The sequence below is a fragment of the Eximiradius sp. genome (assembly GCA_937127445.1).
Classification (GTDB): Bacteria; Bacteroidota; Ignavibacteria; order Kapaibacteriales; family UBA2268; genus JAKIZO01.
Map to the genome: position 1 here is coordinate 1 of CAKZLY010000018.1, position 21,074 is coordinate 21,074.

Here is a 21,074-nt window from a genome sequence, read left to right on the forward strand (position 1 = left end):
TATCTTTCTATCTTTCTATCAAAATTCTAATTATTATTCTATTTTTAATGAGTATGTTACTATTTTTTATGTTTTTTATACGCTATTCTCAATTTCAAATAATATATACATCAAGACAGTAAATAGGTTATCTGGAAAAAGTAATTGTATAAAAAATATAGAGGAAATACTAGCTGGCATTGCGAATTTCAGTGCTGGAATTAACACACAATTTCAGGGTAATTCCAAGCACTGTAATTACTTATCCAACAAGGACATAGATAAAAACTCGAATAATTTAATTTAGTAATTATCAATAAAGGAGGAAATGCTATGTCGATAAACACGCTTCCAAAGCTTAATGATGCAAATGCGAATGAATATTTCAAAACTATCGAATCAGATGCCATAGCATATGAAAATTTAAGTAGCGATATGATCAATAATTTTTTAGGAGCTATCGAAAGCAGATTTGTGATTACTAATTCTCAAAGAATTTACATAGAATCTTTTACTAGTCAACAAAAAGAGGCAATAGTATGTTCAGTTAAAACTATGGCTGATTATCTTAGAGAAGATCATTACGAAGGTAAAAAAGTCGTTCCAATGATTCAAGGTTTATCTGAACAACCACCACAACCAGTTAATAATATAAGCGTTAAAGCTGGAGCAAAAGTTGAAAAGGATTTTCAAACAGGTGCCACTAAAGGCCCTTTATTTATTGAAATAAGTTGTTAGATAAGAAGGTAGCTGTCTCAAAAGGGCTTGAATTCCTGACTTTGATAATTATTCAAGCAGGAAAAACATCATCTCAATTGCAAAAACTCAACCAGAGGCTTTTATAGATGTTGGCAGAAAAATAGATTTTGTACGATTTTACTTTTGAGACAGCCTTTTATAAAATACAATTAAAAAAAGGACAGAATTGTGCAAAAAACATTATTCATTTTGTTGATATTACTTTTATATTCTTGTTCATCAGGCAGTAAGATAACTATTTACGAACAAAGACAACTAATTAATGATGAATTTATTTCTTTAGGTTTAATTATAAATTCTAAAGATACGCTTCTCAAGTATTCTTGTAATATTGTCCCCTATAATATTGATATTCCAGACAATAAAGGTAATGTTGTAAGATATGTTCTATGGACACCTCCTTTTAATTTTGATAGATCAAAATTAGTTGTTATGATTCCTGGGATTAATTTGAGAAATCAATTATTATATCCAATCGCATTTGAATTAATAAAAACAGGGCTTTCTGTATGTTTTATTAATCTTAGAGAAAGTGAAAATAGTCTAAATTCCAAACTAATTAGAGATACAACTAATCATGAAATTAATGACTTAATAAAATTTATAGACTTTTATAAAGAAGAATATACAGTCGACACTTTGAAACTTGCGCTCTATGGCATTTCTTTGGGTGGTGTAATATGTTTAAACTATACAAATATTTCAAATGAAGATGTTAGGTTATTAATTACTGAAGGCTTACCATATAATTTAGAAGCCTCGAAAAAACGTTTAAAAATGAATAATAGATCAGATAGTGAAAACACACTAATTAATTTTTCGGCTGATAGACTTAAATTAAAAAATAACAAATCTACATTCGTTTTTTCGATTTGGGGAAAGGACGACCCAATAGTATCTTATGACGAAATACAAGCAACAATTTCTAAGCTAAAAGAACATTTTTCATTATTTAATTATAAAATCATTGACTCTCAACTACATACATTTAGGACAGCAATTAATGAAAATATGTATTATGAAATAAACAAACAAATAATTCAACACATTTTGTCACAAATACAGTAACAGAAATTATTTTATTAGCGTCGGTAATCATAATAAAATTATTACAACATCATTATTAATCTAATCAATATTGATGCTAATCGGTTGAAAATTATGTGAAGCGTTTGCAAAAGCTTGAATCAATTGCGGAGAGTTTCGAAGGTGTTGGTAAAACTTTTGCTATTCAGGCGGGGCGTGAAGTACGCGTAATTGTAGAACCAGAAAAGGTAGATGACAACACTGCTGATATTTTAGCTATTGAAATTGCGAAATGAATTGAAAACGAAATGGAATACCCTGGTCAAATCAAAGTTACTGTTATCAGAGAAAAAAGAAGCGTTAGCATTGCTAAATAAATTAGTTTTAATATTACCAAGAAGCAGCCTACAATTTTGTAAGGCTGCTTTTTTGTAATGATTTTGAGATGATGAATAATTTTTATCTTAAAGTTAATATTCGTAATTTTGTGGTCTTTAATTTTTTTAATTTTTATTAAAACAAAGATATGTTTGAGCCACAAAAAGAAAAATTAGATGAGTTAAAACCGAGGTTAGAGAACCTACGGAGGTTTCTTTGACATTGACGTTAAAAAAGAAAAAATTGCAATACTAAAAGAAGAAACGCATAGAAATGATTTCTGGGATGACCCCAATGCAGCAAAAAAAACGATGCTAGAAATTTCTGACTTATCGGAATGGATGGATGAATATGAAAAAGCGGAGCAATTATTCCAAAATGCTGCTGCTTTTTTAGAATTGGCAGTTGAGGCAGAAGATGCGTCTCTGGAAAATGAACTGAATGCTGAAATTTCTCAATTTGAGAAATTCATAGAGGAACTTGAAATAAAAAATATGCTTTCTGGTGCTGATGACACAAAATCAGCAATACTTACAATTCATTCGGGAGCAGGTGGCACAGAAGCCCAGGACTGGGCAGAAATGTTAATGCGTATGTACACTCGCTGGGCTGAACGCCACAATTACAAAGTGTATTTGCTCGATGAACTCGAAGGTGATGGAGCTGGAATTAAGTCTGCAACTTTAGAGATTAACGGCAAGTATGCGTACGGATATTTGAAGGCTGAAAATGGAGTACATCGATTAGTTCGAATATCACCTTTCGACTCAAATGCACGAAGGCATACATCATTTGCCTCTGTATTTGTATATCCAGAAATTGATGATGATGTGGAAATAGAGATAAATCCCGCCGATATTGAGATGGAAACATTTCGTTCTGGCGGCAAAGGTGGACAAAATGTAAACAAAGTCGAAACAGCTGTTCGTTTACGGCATATTCCAACAGGAATTGTTGTTGCTTGCCAACAGGAACGTTCGCAATTCCAAAATCGCGAGCGAGCAATGAAAATGCTAAAATCAAGACTTTACCAAAAGAAAAGAGAAGAAGAAGAAGCTGCTCGCGCTGCTATTGAAGGAACTAAAAAGAAAATCGAATGGGGCAGCCAAATTCGCTCTTATGTTTTCCAACCGTATACAATGGTTAATGATCATAGAACTGAGCTCAAACGAACAGATATTCAAGCAGTGATGGATGGAGACCTTGATGATTTTATCAAAGCGTATTTATTAAGTGATGTGAATCAATAGTGATGCACTGGTTTTATTTGCTATTGGCTGGAATTTTTGAAATTGGGTGGCCTGTTGGTTTTAAACTATCGCAAGTAACCTCTTTCAGATATTTGTGGATAGTATTCAGCGTTGTTAGTATGGGATTGAGTGGATACTTTCTCTGGCTTGCTCAAAGGCAAATACCAATCGGAACTGCTTATGCAATCTGGACAGGGATAGGTGCTATTGGAACTTTTACAATAGGAGTAGTATTTTTTAAAGATACAGCAAGTTTGCTGAAAGTCATTTCGATTTTTCTAATTATTGCAGGTATTGTTGGCTTAAAGGTTGCAAATTAAAAAATCATAGACTTCATTTTGACAAAACTGAGTTGGCTTGGATAGGTCTGAGCAATTTTATATACACCGTTCTCTATCGCAACATCAATGGTGAATTTTCTACTGATTTTTTTGCATTCATAATTAATGGTTCCGCGATAAATCCATTTATTTTCTTTATCAATCATTTTAATAAAAATACCTGATGTAAGCGACATTTTGCACAGCTCACCAAAATAATTTTTATTATTTATTTGTGCAGTTTTGTACTCATCGAAACTGTGCTTTGATTTGTAGCTAACTGTGGTGTAAAGTTTATATGCTTTTTCATAATCGCTATTAGCAATCAATTCAGAATATGGTTTGATTAACTTGTTGAAAATATCCGGCGAGATGTCGTTATTTAATTTTTGAAAAGATTTAAAAGAAAAATATGATATAATTAGAATTGCTATGAGGGTTGCCGTGCCAATGATATAAATTTGTTTCATCGTAAATAAAAGATTTGTTTAGACTAACTTTAAAAATACGATTATTTTTTTTATTTTGAAATAAATTTAATCACTAAAAAGGATTATTGAATGAAAATAGCGAAAAATTTGGTATTTGTATTATTATTGGTGATAATTCCAGTTACTGCTTTCTCGCAAAAGAAGAAACCCTACACTTTTGAAGATGCAATGAAGTTCAAGTTAATAAGAGAAACTACATTATCGCAGAATGGCAAATGGCTTGCATATACATTAGTGCCGGACAGAGGAGACCGTACGCTCATTATTCAATCACTCGAAGATACAGCAAAATTTATTTATGAACGTGGTTCTAAATCAAAACTGTCGCCTACAACTAACTGGGCAGCCTTTGAAATTCTCCCTAAACAAATCGAAATTGAAAATGCTGGAAAAAAAGAAAAGCCAAAAAACAAGTTCGGGATAATGAATTTGTTTAATGGACGAGTAGTCGAAAGAGAAACTGTAAAATCTTATGAATTTTCGAACGATGGTCGATGGTTAGCTTTTTTATATGAAGGCAATGAGGAAAAAGATAAGAAACTAAAAGATAAAATTGTAGGTTCACAACTTAATTTACGTCATTTACAAAGTGGAACAGAAATAAGAATTGACTATGTCACTGAGTATTTATTCGACAGTTTGAGCAATTATATTTTTTATACAATTTCAACAAAATCTGGGAATGGTGATGGTTTATATTACAGGAATTTGAATCAGGATTTTGCACCTGAATACGAAATAATTTCCAAAAATAACATTCATATTTGCAATTTATCATGGAACGAAAATGTTCAGAAACTGGCTTTTTGCTGCTCATCTGAACTGGATAATAGTGGAAAGCCTAAAAATTATTCAGTTTATATGTGGGACAAAGAGCAAGCGAGAGAGATTGTTCCTACAAAATTAATTACTAATAATTATTATATTCCACAAGTAAACGAATTAAGTTGGAGCTATGATGGAAACAAATTGTATTTTGGAATTAAGCCAATCACTGAAAAATACGACACAAAGCAAGATTTTTCAAACTTCAATGATACAACATTTTACAATATTGATAGTATTGCACGTCGTGCTGATTTATATCTTTGGCATTGGGACGATCCATTAATAATGTCGCATCAGAAAATTAGCTGGAATAAGTTCAAAGATAGATATTTTTTGAGTGTGTTCGATTTGACAAAAAATGCATTTCATCAGCTCGGAGATAGTATAATCAATAGAGTATTTATTCCCAAAAACAACGATTATACAATAGCGTATAGCGAAACACCTTATTATAAAGAAAAAACTTGGTATGGCGATATTTTTGACCTTTACTTGATTAATCTTAACAATGGAGAAAAAAGAATTATTCAGAAACGAATTGAAGAGAATGCATATATATCACCTAATGGGAAATATATTGTTTATTATTACCAAAAAAACTGGTATTTATATGATATATTAAATAATATTTCAAAAAATATAACAAAGGATCTTGAAGGTAAGTTTTTCGATATAGAGTTTGATATGCCAAGCAGCGTCCCATCGAACGGGTTTGGCTGCTGGCTCGATAGCGGAAATTCATTTATTATTTATGATTGGTATGATTTATGGAAATTTGATTGTGCAAACGGCAGTGGATATAATTTGACAAATGGAATTGGAAATAAAGAAAAGATAAGTTTTAGAATTCGTAATATCTGGGCAGACAAAGAATTTTACTCTGAAACCGATACATTAATTTTACAAGGATATAATAATTATACTAAAATTCAAGGAATTTATACTTTTATACTCCAAAACAATGAACTCAGAAAGAACTTGGTTGAACAAGAGAAGAAATTCACAGTGATTGGTAAACCACGTTATGACAATAAATTTTTGTTTACACGAGAAAATTACGTGGAATATCCTGATTATTGGTTATCCTTGAATTTGAATTTTACAGACACAAGAAAAATAACAGATGCTAATCCTGAAATTGCAGAATATGAATGGGGAACAACGGAAATTATACGTTGGACTAACTCGCGTGGGGATAGTTTGGATGGTTTTATTATTAAGCCATATAACTTTAATCCCAAAAGGTGTTATCCAGTATATGTATATTTTTACGAAAGATTTTCAGATAGAACCTATAATTTTAATCCACCGATGCTAACGCATCGCCCGATATCACAGGTATATAACTCATCGGGTTATCTAATGTTTCTACCTGATATAAAGTACTACATCGGCAATCCCGGATTTGATGCATTAGATGCTATTATAACTGGTGCAAGACGGCTAATTGAACTTGGCATAGCAGATTCAACAAGGTTCTGTATTCAAGGGCATTCTTGGAGCGGCTATCAAACAGCATTTATCGTAACTCAGACAGATTTTTTCAAAGCAGCTTGCGCAGGAGCACCAGTTGGAAATATGACGAGCGCGTACGGACAAATTCGGCTTGAATCAGGGCTTACTAGACAATTTCAATATGAAGCGCAGCAAAGCCGTATTGGGGGCACCTTATGGGATAGTTTAGATAATTATATACGCAACTCCCCTATTTTCAGTGCAAATAAAGCTACAACTCCACTTTTAATAATGTTTGGAGATATAGACGAAGCTGTGCCTTGGCAACAAGGAATCGAACTTTATATGGCATATCGTAGGCTTGGGAAAAATGCAATATTTTTGCAGTATGAGAATGAACCACATCATCCTCGTCGTTATCAGAACAAACTTGACTATTCAATAAAAATGAAAGAATTCTTCGACCATTATGTTTTAGGAAAGCCGGCACCAGAATGGATAACGAAAGGAATACCGTATAAAGGAAATTGATAGTAGAGGATTTTCTAATGTGGGGCTGTCTCAAAAGAGCAGCTCCCTTATTTTTTCCTATTATAATTATAATTTAGCTCATAATGTTAGAAATATCACAAAATGCAGTAAAATTTACTCTAATAATTTAATATCAGGTATGGAACTTCCTGCAAGACCTTTTATCGAACCATATAAATTAACTGCATTAGCAAGAATTTTCTCGAACTGTTTTTCGCGTTCCTTCCAAATTTTCATAACCTTGTTTTTTTCGTCTATGTAGCTTTTTTGAAGGTCGTTGAACCCATTAATAATTGCTTCGAAAGTATCGGCAAATTCTCTACTTGTAAGGTAATTATAAACAAGTTCCATTTTGCTTTCTCTATTGACGTTTACAATAGAGGCATTATAAATTTGAATTAACATAAGTCTTAATACATTTGCAAAAGCGCGAATTTCCGAAAATGGACAGACCCAAACACCATCCTCGAAAAAGTATCTATCTTTGCCTTCGGGCATTGCTTGCGTTACCAGAACTAAAACATCTGCTTTTGCTTCTAAATTATCTTCTTTAAGTTTAGAAATCCAGCCTTTGTCATAATTTTTAGTTCGTTTACTCTCATAATAGATTTTACCACATTCTTTTCCAATATTATTTCGCACAACCTGAATTATATCACCGCCACGTTGTCCTTTTTTCACTTCTTGAATCTCATCCAACGGAAATAGTTCTCCAAGCATGTCTTCTAAAAATAGCTCCTGAACTTCACCTTGAAGTTGCATAGAGCCTTGTTCCGCACGACGACAAGCGTCTTCAAGTTTTGCTGTTAAATCTTCGATGGTTTTTTCTTGTTCTTTGAGTTTGAGCAAAAAGTTGTCTTCGTATTGTTTGCGTAATTTTTCCCGCTCTAAACGAATATTTTCAGTAAGTTTCCTCTCAAATTCAAGTTGTAATCGAGACTCGATTTCTTGCTTTTCACGTTTCAAACGTTCAATTTCGGTTAAAGCGTTGTTAAGTTCAGCAATTTTCAGAGATTTTTCAGTTAATTCTTGTTTTAGAGTTTCAATCTGATTTTTGTTTTCGCTATAAATTTGAAGTTTCAAGTTTTCTTCAAGTTGTATTTTTTCGTCTGAAAGACGTTTTTCGACTTGTTCTTGTACAATCTGATTTAGGCGAAATTTTTCAGTTTCAATTTCTCTACGCTCATTTTCCAGTAGTTCAATTGCTTGCTTGAATTGCTGATCTTTTTTCTGAGCTTCAAGTTCGTATTGATTTTTTAATGTTTGCTCGATTTGCGAATAAAGAGCCTTGCTTACATCAATTTTAGCACCACAAACCTGACAAATCACGAAATTGTCCATATTAGCCTCTATCAAATTGATTTTTCAATTATGCTAATTAGTTCGTTCATAACTTTTGCAGACATTTCACTGATGCCAAGTTCTGGGAAAAGTTCGTTCATTTTATTTGGATCGCCTTTCATCATCATAATATTAACAATTCTGTTATCATCCTCGAAAACAACGATATTTTTGGGCATAAAGCATCCAAGCCGTTTATCCATACTTAGTGCGTGATGTGATTTTGTTGGATTGCAAATCGATAAAATTGTGTAATTGCGTTCCCATTGTAGATAGTTACGTTCGAAAGTGTTCTTCATATTATGTTCAGCGACAAGATTAAAACCGGCGTTTGCTGCATTATCCTTTACTGCTTCTATTGCTTCAGAAAAAGATTTTTGCGTTTTCTGAATATAAAATGGTGAAGTATTCATTTCACACCTAAATTTTATTTGAAAATATATAAACAAAAGATATTACAAACATAAGAATCCCAAATATTGGGAAGATTTGTGAAATGTTTGCATATTGAAACATTGGTTGAACTACAATTGGCGAAAGAAATTGCCCAACATAAAGAGCAGTAGTAAGGAGTCCACTATTAATACCACGATTATTTTCAGTCGAATGTGCTAATATGTGTGATTTCAAATTTGGGACAACCAAACCATTTCCTAATCCTGAAAAAATTAACGAAGCAACAAGCAAAACTAAATTCGACGAGAATAAAATCAACAGATGCCCGAAGCCCCAAATGAAAAATCCAAGCATATAAACATAACGAAATGGGACTTTATTTTTAATTTTTGGATAAATTAGCGATGAAAACGATGAGAACATTATCCAAACAGCTATTAGCAAACCAATTTTCGAGGCTGGGAAATCTGGGAATTGAGAATTGATTAAAAAAGGCAGCTGAGTTGGTACCATCAGATAACAAATCATCACAAAAATTGCACTTAAATATATTAATGATGTTTTTAAGTTAAAAGAAAACTGGACCTGTCTTCTTGTCTCTATTTTGTAAGAAGTTTCATCCAGAAAAAATAAAAGAAGAACCCCAACAATAACAGATACGAAATAAGCAATAAAGGGAAAACTCCAATTAATATCTGCAAGCACCCCACCAAGCAGCAAATAAATAACACCAGCGAAGCTCATTATCGCTCCCTGTAAGCCAATAAACTTATTCCGCTTTTCACCCTCGAACAAATCGCCTAATACAACAATAAATCCAGTCATCAAGGCAGAAATTGCTATTCCAAGAAACGCTCGCCCGAGCAAAATTAAATATATATCTCGAAGATAATAACCTGTCGTCCCAGCAATTCCATATAGAATAGATGCAAAAACTAAAATCGACTTTCTCCCAAATTTTTCGAATAAATAACCGGAAATGGGCGAAAAGATAGCAATAAAAAGTGGTGGAAGAGATAAAATTAATTTTGTAAGAAACTCAATATTATCAATATTTGAAAAATTCTGTGTAATATATGGCAAGGCAGGTGTTACTATTGCACCAGCCATAACAGAAAGAGTGCTTCCAAATAAAATAACAGCATTGCGAATAATAGTTTTCATTTTAAAAGATTAGCTCAATTTCTTCAACATTTGGGCGGTTACCAGAGATAAGTTTTTCATAAATGCCTAAGATATGGTCAATATAGTCATCAAAATTATGGGTTAAGTTGCAATTTGAACGCCAAATATTTATTAATTCAGGATTTTCAACTACATCCCATAATATTTTGGTAAGTTCAGAAGGGGAACTATGCGAATACAGCTTGCCATTGATCCCGTCTTTTACAAAATCAGGGAAACCTCCAATACTCGATGCGATAACGGGAAGCTTCATTGCAAGTGCTTCGGCAATTACCAGCGGTGCGCAATCTTCCCAAACGCTTGGCAAAACAATTGCATCAAGATGTTCAGCAATTTTTGGTAATTCATCAGTATTATATTTCCCCATAAAATTAATTCTTTTGTTAACATCAAGGCACTCAAGCAAGCGAAGATAATCTGGCGATACAAATCCATAGACCAAGAATTCAGCTTTTTCTTTCGGTATAGATTGAGCGGCCTGAACAAGAATATGAGCACCTTTGTGTGGCATGACACCACCAATATAGCCAAATTGAAGTGGGTATTCTGGCAGACGATTGTTGATATTCAATGAAGTTAACTTTTGGGCTTGTTCTGGCACTTGATGAACAATTGTAATTTTGTCAGGGTTAATTCCAAATTCTACAAATAATTCTTTAACTCGTCGAGATACGGCAAGTGTATATGTGATATGTTCATTGACTAATTTTTTAGCCGCTTCGATGCGTTTTCTATACGAGTTTTGTAAGTTAGGATAATTGCGAGCAAGTTCTGAATTATGGAAAAAGTCAGTGTTGTGCCACAAGGATAAATCTGAGCGATAAAGATAGAGCATAGGATCGATAATATGGTAATTATGAGTTGTAAAAACAGAAGGAATCCCTTTAGAATATGGAATTTTTCCAATAGCGAAAGAAATCCCAAGAAAATTATTATAGTGAACAATGTTAGGTCTGAACTCATCTACAACTTGTGCAAATAGTTGGACTATTCGCTCGTCTTTTATTTCTCTTTCTGGGTTTAAAGCATCCAAAAATACAATAGGCCGATTATAAACCCCGTACAAATGAACACCTTGGTCAATTTTATATTCCAAGTAATATGGTTGGTGTATTGTTGGATGGTTTGCCGTTACATAAAATACAGCTACTTCATATCCACGACGAGCAAGAGCAATTGCCACAGAACGAGGGAAAGTAGTGCCGCCACCGCTTTCGTTCCAACCATACATTGTAAGCAAAATTCGTGGCTTTTCTTGTTTCACAGTGCTTTCGGAGACGATACTCTCAGTCTCTGGCTTAATATCTGAAATCTCAAATAAATCCTCGTATTGAAAATCTGAACCTTGTTCATCAAGTTTGCAGTATGAATTGAACAATTCTTCATCTATTTCCAGCGACAAAATCTCATTTTCATTCAAAGAGTGCAAATTCGGAACTAGTAGGACATTACCCAATTTCTGAATTTCTGCAATTTCTCCTTTTTCAGATAGGTTTTGCACAATTTCCAATAGAAGTTGATTTATTGAAGTTTCAGATTGATTTTTATTACCATCGATAGCATCTTCAGTATTGAATAATCTTCCCCATTTTCGAGAGAAAAGACTAATTTCCGATTCCGTCGGCATTTTAATTTCGATACTATCTTTTATTACAACTATGCTATCAGTTAAGCAAATTGGCGTATAATCAAATTCTTTTGCTCGCAATGAAAAATCGATTTCATGAAGAAAGCTCTCAAAACTTTCGTCGAACAGTCCAATTTTTTCGATTAATTCAGTTCGGAAAGCAACGCAATTTGCAGATAAAGCATTCGATAATATATATTCGCCAGAAATAGTAAGCGTTTCATAATCTTCATTTTGATTTTGATATAAAAAGTTTAGTTTATTGTCTTTTGCTTCTATTTTAATCCCAGTTGAATGGATCTTTCTACTGTTCGGAAACAATTTTGGCAATGATACTATTGAATTTGTGTTTTTCAGACTGTCTATTAAAACATCCAGCCAATTCTGAGAAACAGAGTAAACTTCATTAAGGACAACAAAATAATTACCAAAAGCATTTTTAATCGCATTATTAATTGCTCTTGGAACTGGAATGCTATTATAGTTTCTGATGAAGCGAAAATTAATTCTTGAAGAAGCAAATTTTTTGAGAATAGTTAATGTTTCATCATTGGATGCATTATCCGAAACAACAATTTCAAAATTATATTTAGAATTATATGCATAAATCGAATGAATCAAGTGTTCAAGTAAATGAGCCTCGTTTCTTGTATGAATTATAATCGAGATAAGTTCTCTATCGTCTATTTTAATTTGCGATTTTGGCTTAATTTTTTGTTTGATTTTTTCTGCATCACTAACAGTATCACTTGAAATACTTTTTTTCAAATTTGCTTTTAATGAAAACAATTCTGCATCATATTTGAAAATTAATAATGCTTTTTCGCAATATTCATAGGCAGCAATCTTATTGCCAGTTTCAAAATAAGATAAAGCGATGATTTTAAGTGCATTGAAATTAGTTTGGTCTATTTTGAGCAAACGTTCTGAAATCTCAATTGCATTTGAGTATTGAGCAGATTTAAAGTAGGCTTTTGCCAAAATTCGCAATAATTCACTATTTTCAGATTGTCCGATTAAATTAGTACAAATATCGATTGTTTTGGTGTAATTCTCTATTTTGAAGTAAGAACGAGCGAGTAAAATTTTAGCTTCGTAATTATCTGGCTCAATGCATATTACATTTTCAAGAAAATCTATTGTATCTTTATATAAATGCTTTTGAAAAGCAAGCTTCGATAGCAACAAAAATGCTTTACTGTCGTGCTCCTTGTCAATAATTTTAAGTAAATCTGAAATAATTTTGTTATTGACCGCATCAATATTTGGGAAATACGGTATTTTTCGAGTATTTTCAAGAGCAGAAAAAAGATACTGCTTAACTTCATTTATCTCTGTAAAATTTTTAAGTTTACTAAATAAATCATAATAGTAATTAGCTTTAACAAATGTAAAAATATTGTCAATTTGAGAATTAAAAAGCCCTGTCATCATATCAAGAGTTTTAATGTGTCCAAGATGTCGATCTTTCAACGTTTTTGATGTCCATGCACTCTTTGGATGTTCACGATATACAGCCATCACTTCATTGATAAAAAAAATATCCCCCTTGCTTGCATTCAGAAGATGAACAGCATAATCACGTGCTGGAATTGTTTTCAATATTTCGAGATTCGCATCATAAAGCCCGCGTCTAAACACAACGGACGGGGAATGTATAAAATTTCCGAAAGCAAGGTCGTATATTGTAGAAATTTGTTTCTGTTGTGGATTAGAAATTATTGGCTTCTGGTTGCTTTCTTCGTAGATAATCTTAACAGAGTGAAAACAAACAGCTAAATTTGAATTTTGCTCTAAAACGTTAATTTGTTTTTGCAATTTATACTCATCAATCCAAAAGTCGTCACCATCGCACCAAGCAATATATTTCCCACGATAAGCGGCGATAGTACGTTCGCCATTAGCAACTACGCCTAAATTTCTTTCATTTTCGATAAGATTGATAATCTCAGGATATTTTTCTTTATAATTGCGACATATTTGACGAGTTGCATCAGTAGAGCAGTCCTCGCCAATGATAATTTCAAAGGGAAAATTGGTTTTCTGAGAAATGATTCCTTCAATACATTGAGCAATGTATTTTTCGTGATTATAAGCTAAAACTCTTATACTAACAAGCGGATTATTAACTAAATTATTCATTATTCCACCTTTTTCAATAGTTTTGCAGGATTACCAGCCCAGACCTCACCTTCGCCAATATTTTCAAGTACGACCGCACCCATACCAACAGTTGCATAATTGCCAATTTCAACATATTCACGAATGCAAGCATTCAAACTAACTGTAACAGCTTTTCCAATTTTCAGATAAGCACCAGTACAGCAATTAGCAGCAAAAAATGAGTAATCGTCAATTGTGCTGTTGTGTCCTATTGTTGCACCGACCATAACTCTACAACATTTTCCAAATTTTGTGCCTGACGATACTGAAACGTTTGGCATAATTACACATCCAGGGGAAAGCTCAACCTTTGGAGCTACATATGCCATCGGATGCACAAAAGTTGCTAGCCGGTCATCAGGAATATTTAAACTCTCAAATATTGCAATACGTTCTTTTTGACCGCCAACTTTGAATATTGTATTAATAAAATAGAAACCTTCTTCTAATAACTTCGGGATATCTTGCAATCCTCCAAGCACCGGGAAGCCTTCAATTTCATTCATTTTGTCTCTATCGTTAATGAATCCGGCACAGATATATTCATCGTAGCCTCGTCTGTTTGCATCTGCAATAGCGTGTGCAATTACCGAGCCATTCCCAAGGCCACCCATAATTAATACTTTCTTAGGCATATTATATCAACTCGTATTGTTCTAAATAAATTGCAATTTTATTAGGTGAATTATACATTGCTAAATCAATAATTGAATGAAAAGAAATATAATAATTTTGGTCGAAATTTTCGATTAATTCAGTTTTTAAAAAGTATAATTTAAGAGATTTTTTTTCAAAATATTCTTTGCTGTAAAGATCAATTCCACCTATCGCATTTATGTATATAGAGCAATTTTCTTTCTTTGCAATATCAATAAGCCTATCTGCACTTTTTAGATCAGTTTGATAATTTGTTTGATCAGATGCAACTTTAAATTCACACTCCAAACCAACGTATTTACAAAATTCGAGAATTGAAGCGATAGCAAGTTCAGATATTGTTCTTGGCTTTTGTTGAAAAACAATGTCTATAATTTCAATTACATCTTCAAAATAAGGAGAATGTTTATAGTTATACTGTAATGTTTTAATAAATTTCTCGAGAAAATCACTTTCCCAATCAATCAATGTATCGCAGATACGTTTATTTTGACTAACAGAGATACAAGGAATGGTGAAATAATGCTCATTATCATTAACGATTATTCGGTTTCTGTTAATCCAACCTTTTTTAATAAAGTTCACATTATCTAAAAAGATAAATTTATCAACAGAATGAATTAGCTGAAAGTATCCGATGTAAGGAAAAACGTAAGGCTGCATTATTGCAATTTTCATATTTTGCTTTTTTTATTGATTAATTCTTGTTTTTTAAGAATTTTACGAGCAGCAAGAATCATCGGCGGACCAATAAATTTACCATCCTTAACTGCCACACCTTTGCCTTCGGAGTGTGCTTGTTCGGCAAGCCTGAGCATTTCTTCAGCCCAAGCAACTTCTTCCGCAGAAGGTGAAAAGTATTTATGAACAAGAGGTATTTCTTTAGGATTAAGCACAAGCATTCCTTCGAAACCTAGATTTTTTGCGATTTTTAGGTTTCGTTCGAGGTCGTCTAAATCATGAACTTTAATGTGAACAGTATCAATTGGAATTACACCATTTGCACGTGCAGCCATTGCAATTGTTGCTCGCGGAACAAATAAGCTTTTGCTCTCAGCATCGTGAATACCTTCTAGGTCGGTGATAAAATCCTCGCAACCATAAGCAAGAGCAACTACTCGATTAGAAGCTTGACATAAATCTTGAGCATTCAGTACCGCTGCAGTCGTTTCGACAAGTGCAATAATTTTATATGTTCCTATAGGTATTTTTTTTTCATATTCTATGGTTTCAAGCAATTTATCGAAAAAGTAAATGTCCTCACCCAGTTTCGATTTAGGATACATAAATCCAGTAATACCATCGATGGTAAGTTGGTACACATCTTGCAGAAGATGCCCGCTTTCGCGGTCATTTACTCTCGGGAAAACAAAATGATTGCGAAACTTACCTTCTTTGACAAATCTTTTTATTGTATCCCTTGCTACTTGTTTGTTTTCTTCGGGCTGTACAGAATCTTCTATATCCAGAAGCAGAACATCGGCATCCGACCGAGCTGCACTATTGAGCAATCTCTCATTATGCCCTGGGACAAACATCAGACTTCTCATAAGAAAAGGAAAACGGCTATTCATTGCTATTTCTCCTTTTGATCAGAACTTTTCTTCGAAATTTCAGAACTTCTACATTATTCTGATTATATGCAACTGTCTCTACATAGACAATTCCTCTATCTTTTTTGTTTTTCGAGGGTATCAAATCAAGTATTTTTGTTTTGACATAAATTGTGTCGTTGATAAATACGGGATGCAGATGTTCTATTTTTTCATATTCTAAATTAGCAATTGCTTTGCCGCTTATTTCAGGCACTGTCAGACCTACTGCAAGGCTAAAAACAAGTGTACCAACAACTAAAATCTTCCCGTGCTGACTTTTTTGAGCATAATCAAGATTTGTATGTAATGGGTTGGCATTCATTGTAAGCAATGAAAATAAATTATTATCGCTTTCGAAAATTGTTTTCGAAAGTGGATGCTCGATTATTTCGCCAACAACAAAATCCTCGAAATATTTGCCTAAGGTATCCATAAAATTCGAATTTTTTGTAAAGATAACTATCTATTTTCTTGCCAAAATTAGATTCTCCTTCTCATTTAAGCCATAGATGGAGGGCTGAAATTTTTCTAATACTTCGTAGTGGTTAAAAACCTGCAATTTGAAGCCAGACTGCCTAATATCATCAAATAATTGCAACCCGAAAATTCTTGCGTGGTCGTGTTGTCCATAAAACTTTTCTTTTAAATATGGAGTATCAATTAAAACATCCTCAAAATTGTTATATATCAATGATGAAAAAGGTGTTTGCAGTATTGCTGTTCCTTTTGGTTTAAGCACTCGATATATTTCTGAGAGAGCTTTTCTATAATCAGGAATATGTTCTAAAATATGATTTGCAATAACATAGTCGAAAGTAGAATCTTCGAATGTGGTTTGTGTAAGGTCAATTTTGTAAAATGGGTTAATATTTAGGTGAAGATATTTTTCTGGTTTTAAATCTCCACAAATAAAATTCATTGAAGATTTAGCAATTTTCTTTAAAAAATTTATTTCGGGGGCAACATATAGTATTAGCTTATTTTCGAATTTGTCGAGTTCACCAATTTCTTTAAGAAACAGGTACAGATGGCGTTCTCGGTCTGTGGAACCACAAACGGGACATTGAAAATATCGTGGATCTGTGCCGATTATGTCAAAATTTCGGACGAAATCAGTTCCTTCGTTTTTTTTCCATTCTCTAAATTCATTAAAATACATTTCGCAGAAAATGCAATAGCATTTTTCCTTAACATAATATTGGTAGTCTGTCATTTTTCTATTTTCAGTAATCGTTAAATATTAAAATTAACGTATTAGAGAGCAAAATAATTTTGAAATAATTGAAGAGACTATTGTTAATCTGCATGAATGAGCAAAAAAATTAGATTGAAAGGCAAAAATCTTTCAGACTTTATATTTTCTTTGAATTTCGCGTTCAGTTTCCCTTTTTTTTGTGGTTTCACGTTTATCGTATTTCTTTTTGGAACGGCACAAGCCAATTTCAACTTTAACAAGGTGACCCGAAAAATAAATTGAAAGAGGAATTAAAGTAACGCCTTTTTCAGCAACCGCAGATTTTAGTTTGAAGGCTTCACGTTTATGAATAAGTAACTTGCGTGGTCGCTTGGGTTCGTGATTTTCTCGGTTGCCGTGTTCGTAAGGAGCAATATGAAAATTCACTAAATATAAATCTTCCCCTTGAAATGATGCGTACGCTTCTTGCAAACTACATTTTCCTTGTCGTAGGGACTTCACCTCTGTTCCAGAGAGAACAATGCCACATTCAATTGACTGTAGCACAATAAAATCGTGGTGTGCCTTGCGATTATTGGCAATAATTTTGATTTCTCTATTTAAAACTTCGGCTGTCTTCATTTTTCAAAAATACAAATAATCAGTCAATTGACTAAAATATTTGTGAAAAATCAATTAAGAAAAAATTAAAGTTGGATTTCAGTACGAAGTTGAATTTCTTCTAATATAGAACTAACTTGAATGCATTTAGCCAATTCACCTGAGTAAACAATTGCTTTACCTTTATTATGCACTTCGTAGGTGATGGCTTCGGCTTTTTCGTAGTTGTATCCAGTAGCTTTAATAATTTGGTTGATAACTTCATCAAAAGTGTGCCAATCGTCATTGAAAAGGATGACTTTTGCGGCAAGCTTTACTTCGTCAATCAGTTCGATTTCGCTTTCTGGATTTATGTTTATTTGCTCGGACATAATTTCAATCAACTTTTTTACAAAAATACAAAATTTTTTGAATAATTTAAAACAACGGTATTAGTCGAGACTAATTATTAAACTAATTTAGCAAAAAATGTATATTTTTATGTAATTTTGTGTTTTATAAATTATGCGTAATTGGAAAAAAATTTAAGGAAATGAAAAAAGATATAGTTATAAATGCGGCTATTAACGAAGTAAGAGTAGCCATAAGCGAGGATGGACGTCTTAGCGAATATTATATAGAACTACCAGAAAAAGAAAAATCCATTGGGAACATTTATTTAGGTAAGGTTAGTAAAATTGTTACAGGAATAAATGCTGCTTTCATCGATATTGGTCTAAATCAAGATGCATTTTTGCACTTTTCTGATATTGATGATGCAAATGAGAAAAATTTGTTTTTCGAAGACGATGATAGCGAAAACAACAATAATATTGACGAAAAGAAGACTTCTAAATCAAAAAAAGCAACAAAAAAGAAATCATTAATTCAAAAAGTTAAATTTCACACAAAGAAATCAGGAGCAATTGATATTAATCTTGAACCTGGACAATTAATTTTAGTTCAGGTGATACGCGAAGCATATCACAGCAAGGGGATGAAAGTTACCACAAAGCTGGGAATACCCGGACGTTACACAGTTTTGCTGCCGTTTGATAACGTGCTTGGTATCTCAAAAAAAATTGCTTCTTATGTGGAAAGGCGGCGTTTGCGCCAGCTTGCAAAAAGTATTCTTCCAGAAGGTTATGGCGGCATCATTAGGACGGCAGCTCAGGGCAAAAGTGAAGATGAGCTTCGTCGTGATTGGAATTATTTACTCGATATTTGGGAAATGGTTCATCAAAAAGCTGAAAGCTTGAAAAAACCTGGTCTTGTCTATCAAGATTTGGGACTTGCGACAAGCGTTGTTCGAGACTTGTTTGACCAGGATGTAAAATTGCTGGCTGTTGATTCAAAAAAATTACACAAAGAAATTATTAATTACTTAAAAGTAAATTCCCCCCATTTAATCGAAAAGGTAGAATTATACAACGGGGATCGCCCAATTTTCGAAGCTTTTGGTATTGAAAAGGAGCTTGCAAAAACATTTCGAAGGACTGTGAATTTGCCATCAGGCGGCGATGTTGTGTTTGACCATACCGAAGCAATGCACGTAATTGATGTCAACTCGGGCAGAAGCAACGAAACGGACCAAGAAAAAAATGCATTCAAAACTAATATCGAAGCTGCAAATGAAATTGCTCGTCAAATTCGATTGCGTGATTTGAGTGGAATGATTATCATCGATTTCATTGATATGCAGCAAGAAAGCAACAAGAAAAAGTTATTTCAGGAAATGACAAGGCTTCTGGCAAAAGATAGAGCAAAGACTGTTTGCTTTCCACTCACTCAGTTAGGGTTAATGCAAATTACCCGGCAACGTATAAATCAGAATCTTGAAGAAAAAACAAGCGAAATTTGCCACGTTTGCAATGGAACGGGAAGAATCATATCAAAAGCAGTATTGATTAATACAATGGAAAGATGGCTCAAAAATTTCCGAAAAAACAGTCGTGAATTTAAATTAATTCTACAAGTTCATCCAAACATAGCAACTTATATTACAGAAGGTACTTTTTCGATAATTTCACGCTTGATGCTTAAGTATTTCGTCAAAATTATTGTAAAGCAAAGCGATACAATAGGAATTGATAAGTTTCGATTTATTTCTGTTAGAAAGGACAAAGACATAACAAATGAATTTATTTAATAATGAGAAGAAAGAAAAAAATATTAACAATACTTGGCTCTACTGGTTCAATAGGAAAGCAAACGCTTGATGTAGTAAGTTCATTAAATGGCATGTACGAAATTGGCTATTTAACAGTAAACAAGAACATAACAGAACTAGAGAAACAGACAAAAATATATAATCCTAAAGGGGTTGTAATCAAGGAAGAAAAGTATTATTGCGATTTTCTAAAAACAACACATTTTAAAGGTGAAATACTCTTTGGGGAGGAAGCTGTAATTCGGGCAGCAGCAGACAACGAAAACGATATTGTGGTTTCATCGTTAGTAGGCTTTTCTGGTGTACTGCCAACCTTGAAAGCAATCGAAAAAGGTATTGATGTAGCACTTGCAAATAAAGAAACTCTTGTTGCAGCAGGAGAAATCATAACACGCGAAGCTGAAAAATCTGGTTCTAAAATTATTGCTGTCGATAGTGAACACAGTGCTGTTTTGCAAAGCTTAGTTGGCGAAGACAATAAATCTATTGAGAAAATCATTCTTACAGCTTCAGGAGGACCATTTTTTAATAAAAGTATCAATGAGTTCGAGACAATAACTGCTCGCCAAGCTTTGCAACATCCTAATTGGAATATGGGTAACAAAATTACGATTGACTCGGCAACCATGATGAATAAAGGTTTCGAAGTTATCGAAGCATATTGGCTATTTGGACTTGACATTAACCAAATAGATGTTGTAATTCATCCTCAAAGCATTATTCATTCTATGGTACAGTTTGTTGATGGTTCAATTAAAGCGCAATTGGGTTTGCCTGATATGCGAATACCAATTTCTTATGCCCTTACCTATCCAAACAGGTTAAAATATGATTTCCCAAGACTTGACTTAGCAAAAATAGGGAGTTTGACATTTTTCAAACCAGATATAGAAAAGTTTCCTTGTTTAGATTTAGCTTACAAGGCACTTGAAATTGGCGGAACTGCACCAGCGGTCCTAAATGCTGCTAATGAAATAGCAGTCGAGGCATTTTTGAACAACAAGATTAAATTTACAGATATACATAAGGTTATTCAGTTTGCACTTGAGAAAATACAAATAACACAAAATCCGACAATAGATGAAATCGTTAGCATCGATAACCTAACAAGAAAATTAACAAGTAATTTCATAACTAATTTATAGTTGA

At 33.2% G+C, this 21,074-nt stretch carries 19 protein-coding genes and 1 pseudogene; 8 read left to right on the top strand and 12 right to left on the bottom strand.

Annotated elements, in window-relative coordinates; genetic code table 11:
- Positions 1-312 precede the first annotated feature (312 nt).
- The 5 genes and pseudogenes from AC6QZF_RS05455 (at position 313) to AC6QZF_RS05475 (ending at position 3,712) form a co-directional block, all read left to right on the top strand.
- The gene (locus AC6QZF_RS05455) at positions 313-717 is read left to right on the top strand and encodes a hypothetical protein (RefSeq protein ID WP_499798866.1); all 405 of its coding nucleotides are present in this window, start codon (positions 313-315) and stop codon (positions 715-717) included.
- 189 nt (positions 718-906) lie between these two features.
- A complete protein-coding gene (locus AC6QZF_RS05460; RefSeq protein ID WP_499798867.1) occupies positions 907-1,806 on the top strand; it encodes an alpha/beta hydrolase family protein in 900 nt (299 codons plus the stop codon).
- 80 nt (positions 1,807-1,886) lie between these two features.
- Positions 1,887-2,141: pseudogene (locus AC6QZF_RS05465) on the top strand (ribonuclease Y); the annotation flags it as partial.
- Positions 2,142-2,290: 149 nt separating this feature from the next.
- Positions 2,291-3,392, top strand: a protein-coding gene (gene prfB, locus AC6QZF_RS05470) for a peptide chain release factor 2 (RefSeq protein WP_499798868.1) whose coding sequence is annotated in 2 segments (ribosomal slippage) — positions 2,291-2,359 and positions 2,361-3,392 — 1,101 coding nt in all. Because the reading frame shifts where the segments join, the coding sequence is not laid out codon by codon here.
- Positions 3,393-3,394: 2 nt separating this feature from the next.
- A complete protein-coding gene (locus AC6QZF_RS05475; protein WP_499798869.1) occupies positions 3,395-3,712 on the top strand; it encodes a DMT family transporter in 318 nt (105 codons plus the stop codon).
- Here AC6QZF_RS05475 and AC6QZF_RS05480 read toward each other — a convergent pair.
- Positions 3,709-4,182 (bottom strand): hypothetical protein, encoded by a 474-nt coding sequence (locus AC6QZF_RS05480; protein WP_499798870.1) that lies wholly within the window; start codon positions 4,180-4,182, stop codon positions 3,709-3,711. The genes AC6QZF_RS05475 and AC6QZF_RS05480 overlap by 4 nt on opposite strands.
- 90 nt (positions 4,183-4,272) lie before the next feature.
- Between AC6QZF_RS05480 and AC6QZF_RS05485 the strand changes: the two genes are divergently transcribed.
- Positions 4,273-7,017 (top strand): alpha/beta hydrolase family protein, encoded by a 2,745-nt coding sequence (locus AC6QZF_RS05485; RefSeq protein WP_499798871.1) that lies wholly within the window; start codon positions 4,273-4,275, stop codon positions 7,015-7,017.
- Positions 7,018-7,131: 114 nt separating this feature from the next.
- On the opposite strand, the gene AC6QZF_RS05490 is transcribed toward AC6QZF_RS05485, so the two are convergent.
- The 11 genes from AC6QZF_RS05490 to AC6QZF_RS05540 all read right to left on the bottom strand — a co-directional run bounded on the left by AC6QZF_RS05490 (position 7,132) and on the right by AC6QZF_RS05540 (position 18,147).
- Complete coding sequence (locus AC6QZF_RS05490) at positions 7,132-8,358, bottom strand: DUF2130 domain-containing protein (protein ID WP_499798872.1); 1,227 nt, start codon at positions 8,356-8,358, stop codon at positions 7,132-7,134.
- A gap of 11 nt (positions 8,359-8,369) precedes the next feature.
- Positions 8,370-8,771 (bottom strand): DUF302 domain-containing protein, encoded by a 402-nt coding sequence (locus AC6QZF_RS05495; protein ID WP_499798873.1) that lies wholly within the window; start codon positions 8,769-8,771, stop codon positions 8,370-8,372.
- Between the two features lie 7 nt (positions 8,772-8,778).
- Entirely contained in the window at positions 8,779-9,918 is a 1,140-nt protein-coding gene (locus AC6QZF_RS05500; RefSeq protein ID WP_499798874.1) for an MFS transporter, read from the bottom strand.
- Between the two features lies 1 nt (position 9,919).
- Positions 9,920-13,708 carry a glycosyltransferase gene (locus tag AC6QZF_RS05505; RefSeq protein WP_499798875.1) on the bottom strand — a complete coding sequence of 1,263 codons (3,789 nt, stop codon included), beginning with the start codon at positions 13,706-13,708 and terminating at the stop codon, positions 9,920-9,922.
- Entirely contained in the window at positions 13,708-14,364 is a 657-nt protein-coding gene (locus tag AC6QZF_RS05510; protein ID WP_499798876.1) for an LbetaH domain-containing protein, read from the bottom strand. Before AC6QZF_RS05510 ends, AC6QZF_RS05505 begins: the two co-directional genes overlap by 1 nt.
- 1 nt (position 14,365) lies before the next feature.
- Positions 14,366-15,064 carry a WbqC family protein gene (locus AC6QZF_RS05515; protein ID WP_499798877.1) on the bottom strand — a complete coding sequence of 233 codons (699 nt, stop codon included), beginning with the start codon at positions 15,062-15,064 and terminating at the stop codon, positions 14,366-14,368.
- Positions 15,061-15,960 carry an HpcH/HpaI aldolase/citrate lyase family protein gene (locus tag AC6QZF_RS05520; RefSeq protein WP_499798878.1) on the bottom strand — a complete coding sequence of 300 codons (900 nt, stop codon included), beginning with the start codon at positions 15,958-15,960 and terminating at the stop codon, positions 15,061-15,063. Before AC6QZF_RS05520 ends, AC6QZF_RS05515 begins: the two co-directional genes overlap by 4 nt.
- On the bottom strand, positions 15,953-16,414 hold the full coding sequence (locus AC6QZF_RS05525; RefSeq protein WP_499798879.1) for a MaoC family dehydratase: 462 nt from the start codon (positions 16,412-16,414) through the stop codon (positions 15,953-15,955). The genes AC6QZF_RS05520 and AC6QZF_RS05525 overlap by 8 nt, the downstream gene beginning before the upstream one ends.
- Positions 16,415-16,444: 30 nt before the next feature.
- Positions 16,445-17,194 carry a class I SAM-dependent methyltransferase gene (locus tag AC6QZF_RS05530; RefSeq protein ID WP_499798880.1) on the bottom strand — a complete coding sequence of 250 codons (750 nt, stop codon included), beginning with the start codon at positions 17,192-17,194 and terminating at the stop codon, positions 16,445-16,447.
- 132 nt (positions 17,195-17,326) lie between these two features.
- On the bottom strand, positions 17,327-17,797 hold the full coding sequence (smpB, locus tag AC6QZF_RS05535; RefSeq protein WP_499798881.1) for an SsrA-binding protein SmpB: 471 nt from the start codon (positions 17,795-17,797) through the stop codon (positions 17,327-17,329).
- A gap of 65 nt (positions 17,798-17,862) precedes the next feature.
- A complete protein-coding gene (locus tag AC6QZF_RS05540) occupies positions 17,863-18,147 on the bottom strand; it encodes an ATP-dependent Clp protease adaptor ClpS (RefSeq protein WP_499798882.1) in 285 nt (94 codons plus the stop codon).
- A gap of 161 nt (positions 18,148-18,308) precedes the next feature.
- Between AC6QZF_RS05540 and AC6QZF_RS05545 the strand changes: the two genes are divergently transcribed.
- Positions 18,309-19,904: an Rne/Rng family ribonuclease gene (locus AC6QZF_RS05545; protein WP_499798883.1), complete on the top strand. Its 1,596-nt coding sequence runs from the start codon at positions 18,309-18,311 to the stop codon at positions 19,902-19,904.
- A gap of 2 nt (positions 19,905-19,906) precedes the next feature.
- Positions 19,907-21,070, top strand: a complete 1,164-nt coding sequence (locus AC6QZF_RS05550) for a 1-deoxy-D-xylulose-5-phosphate reductoisomerase (protein WP_499798884.1) — start codon at positions 19,907-19,909, stop codon at positions 21,068-21,070.
- Positions 21,071-21,074 lie beyond the last annotated feature (4 nt).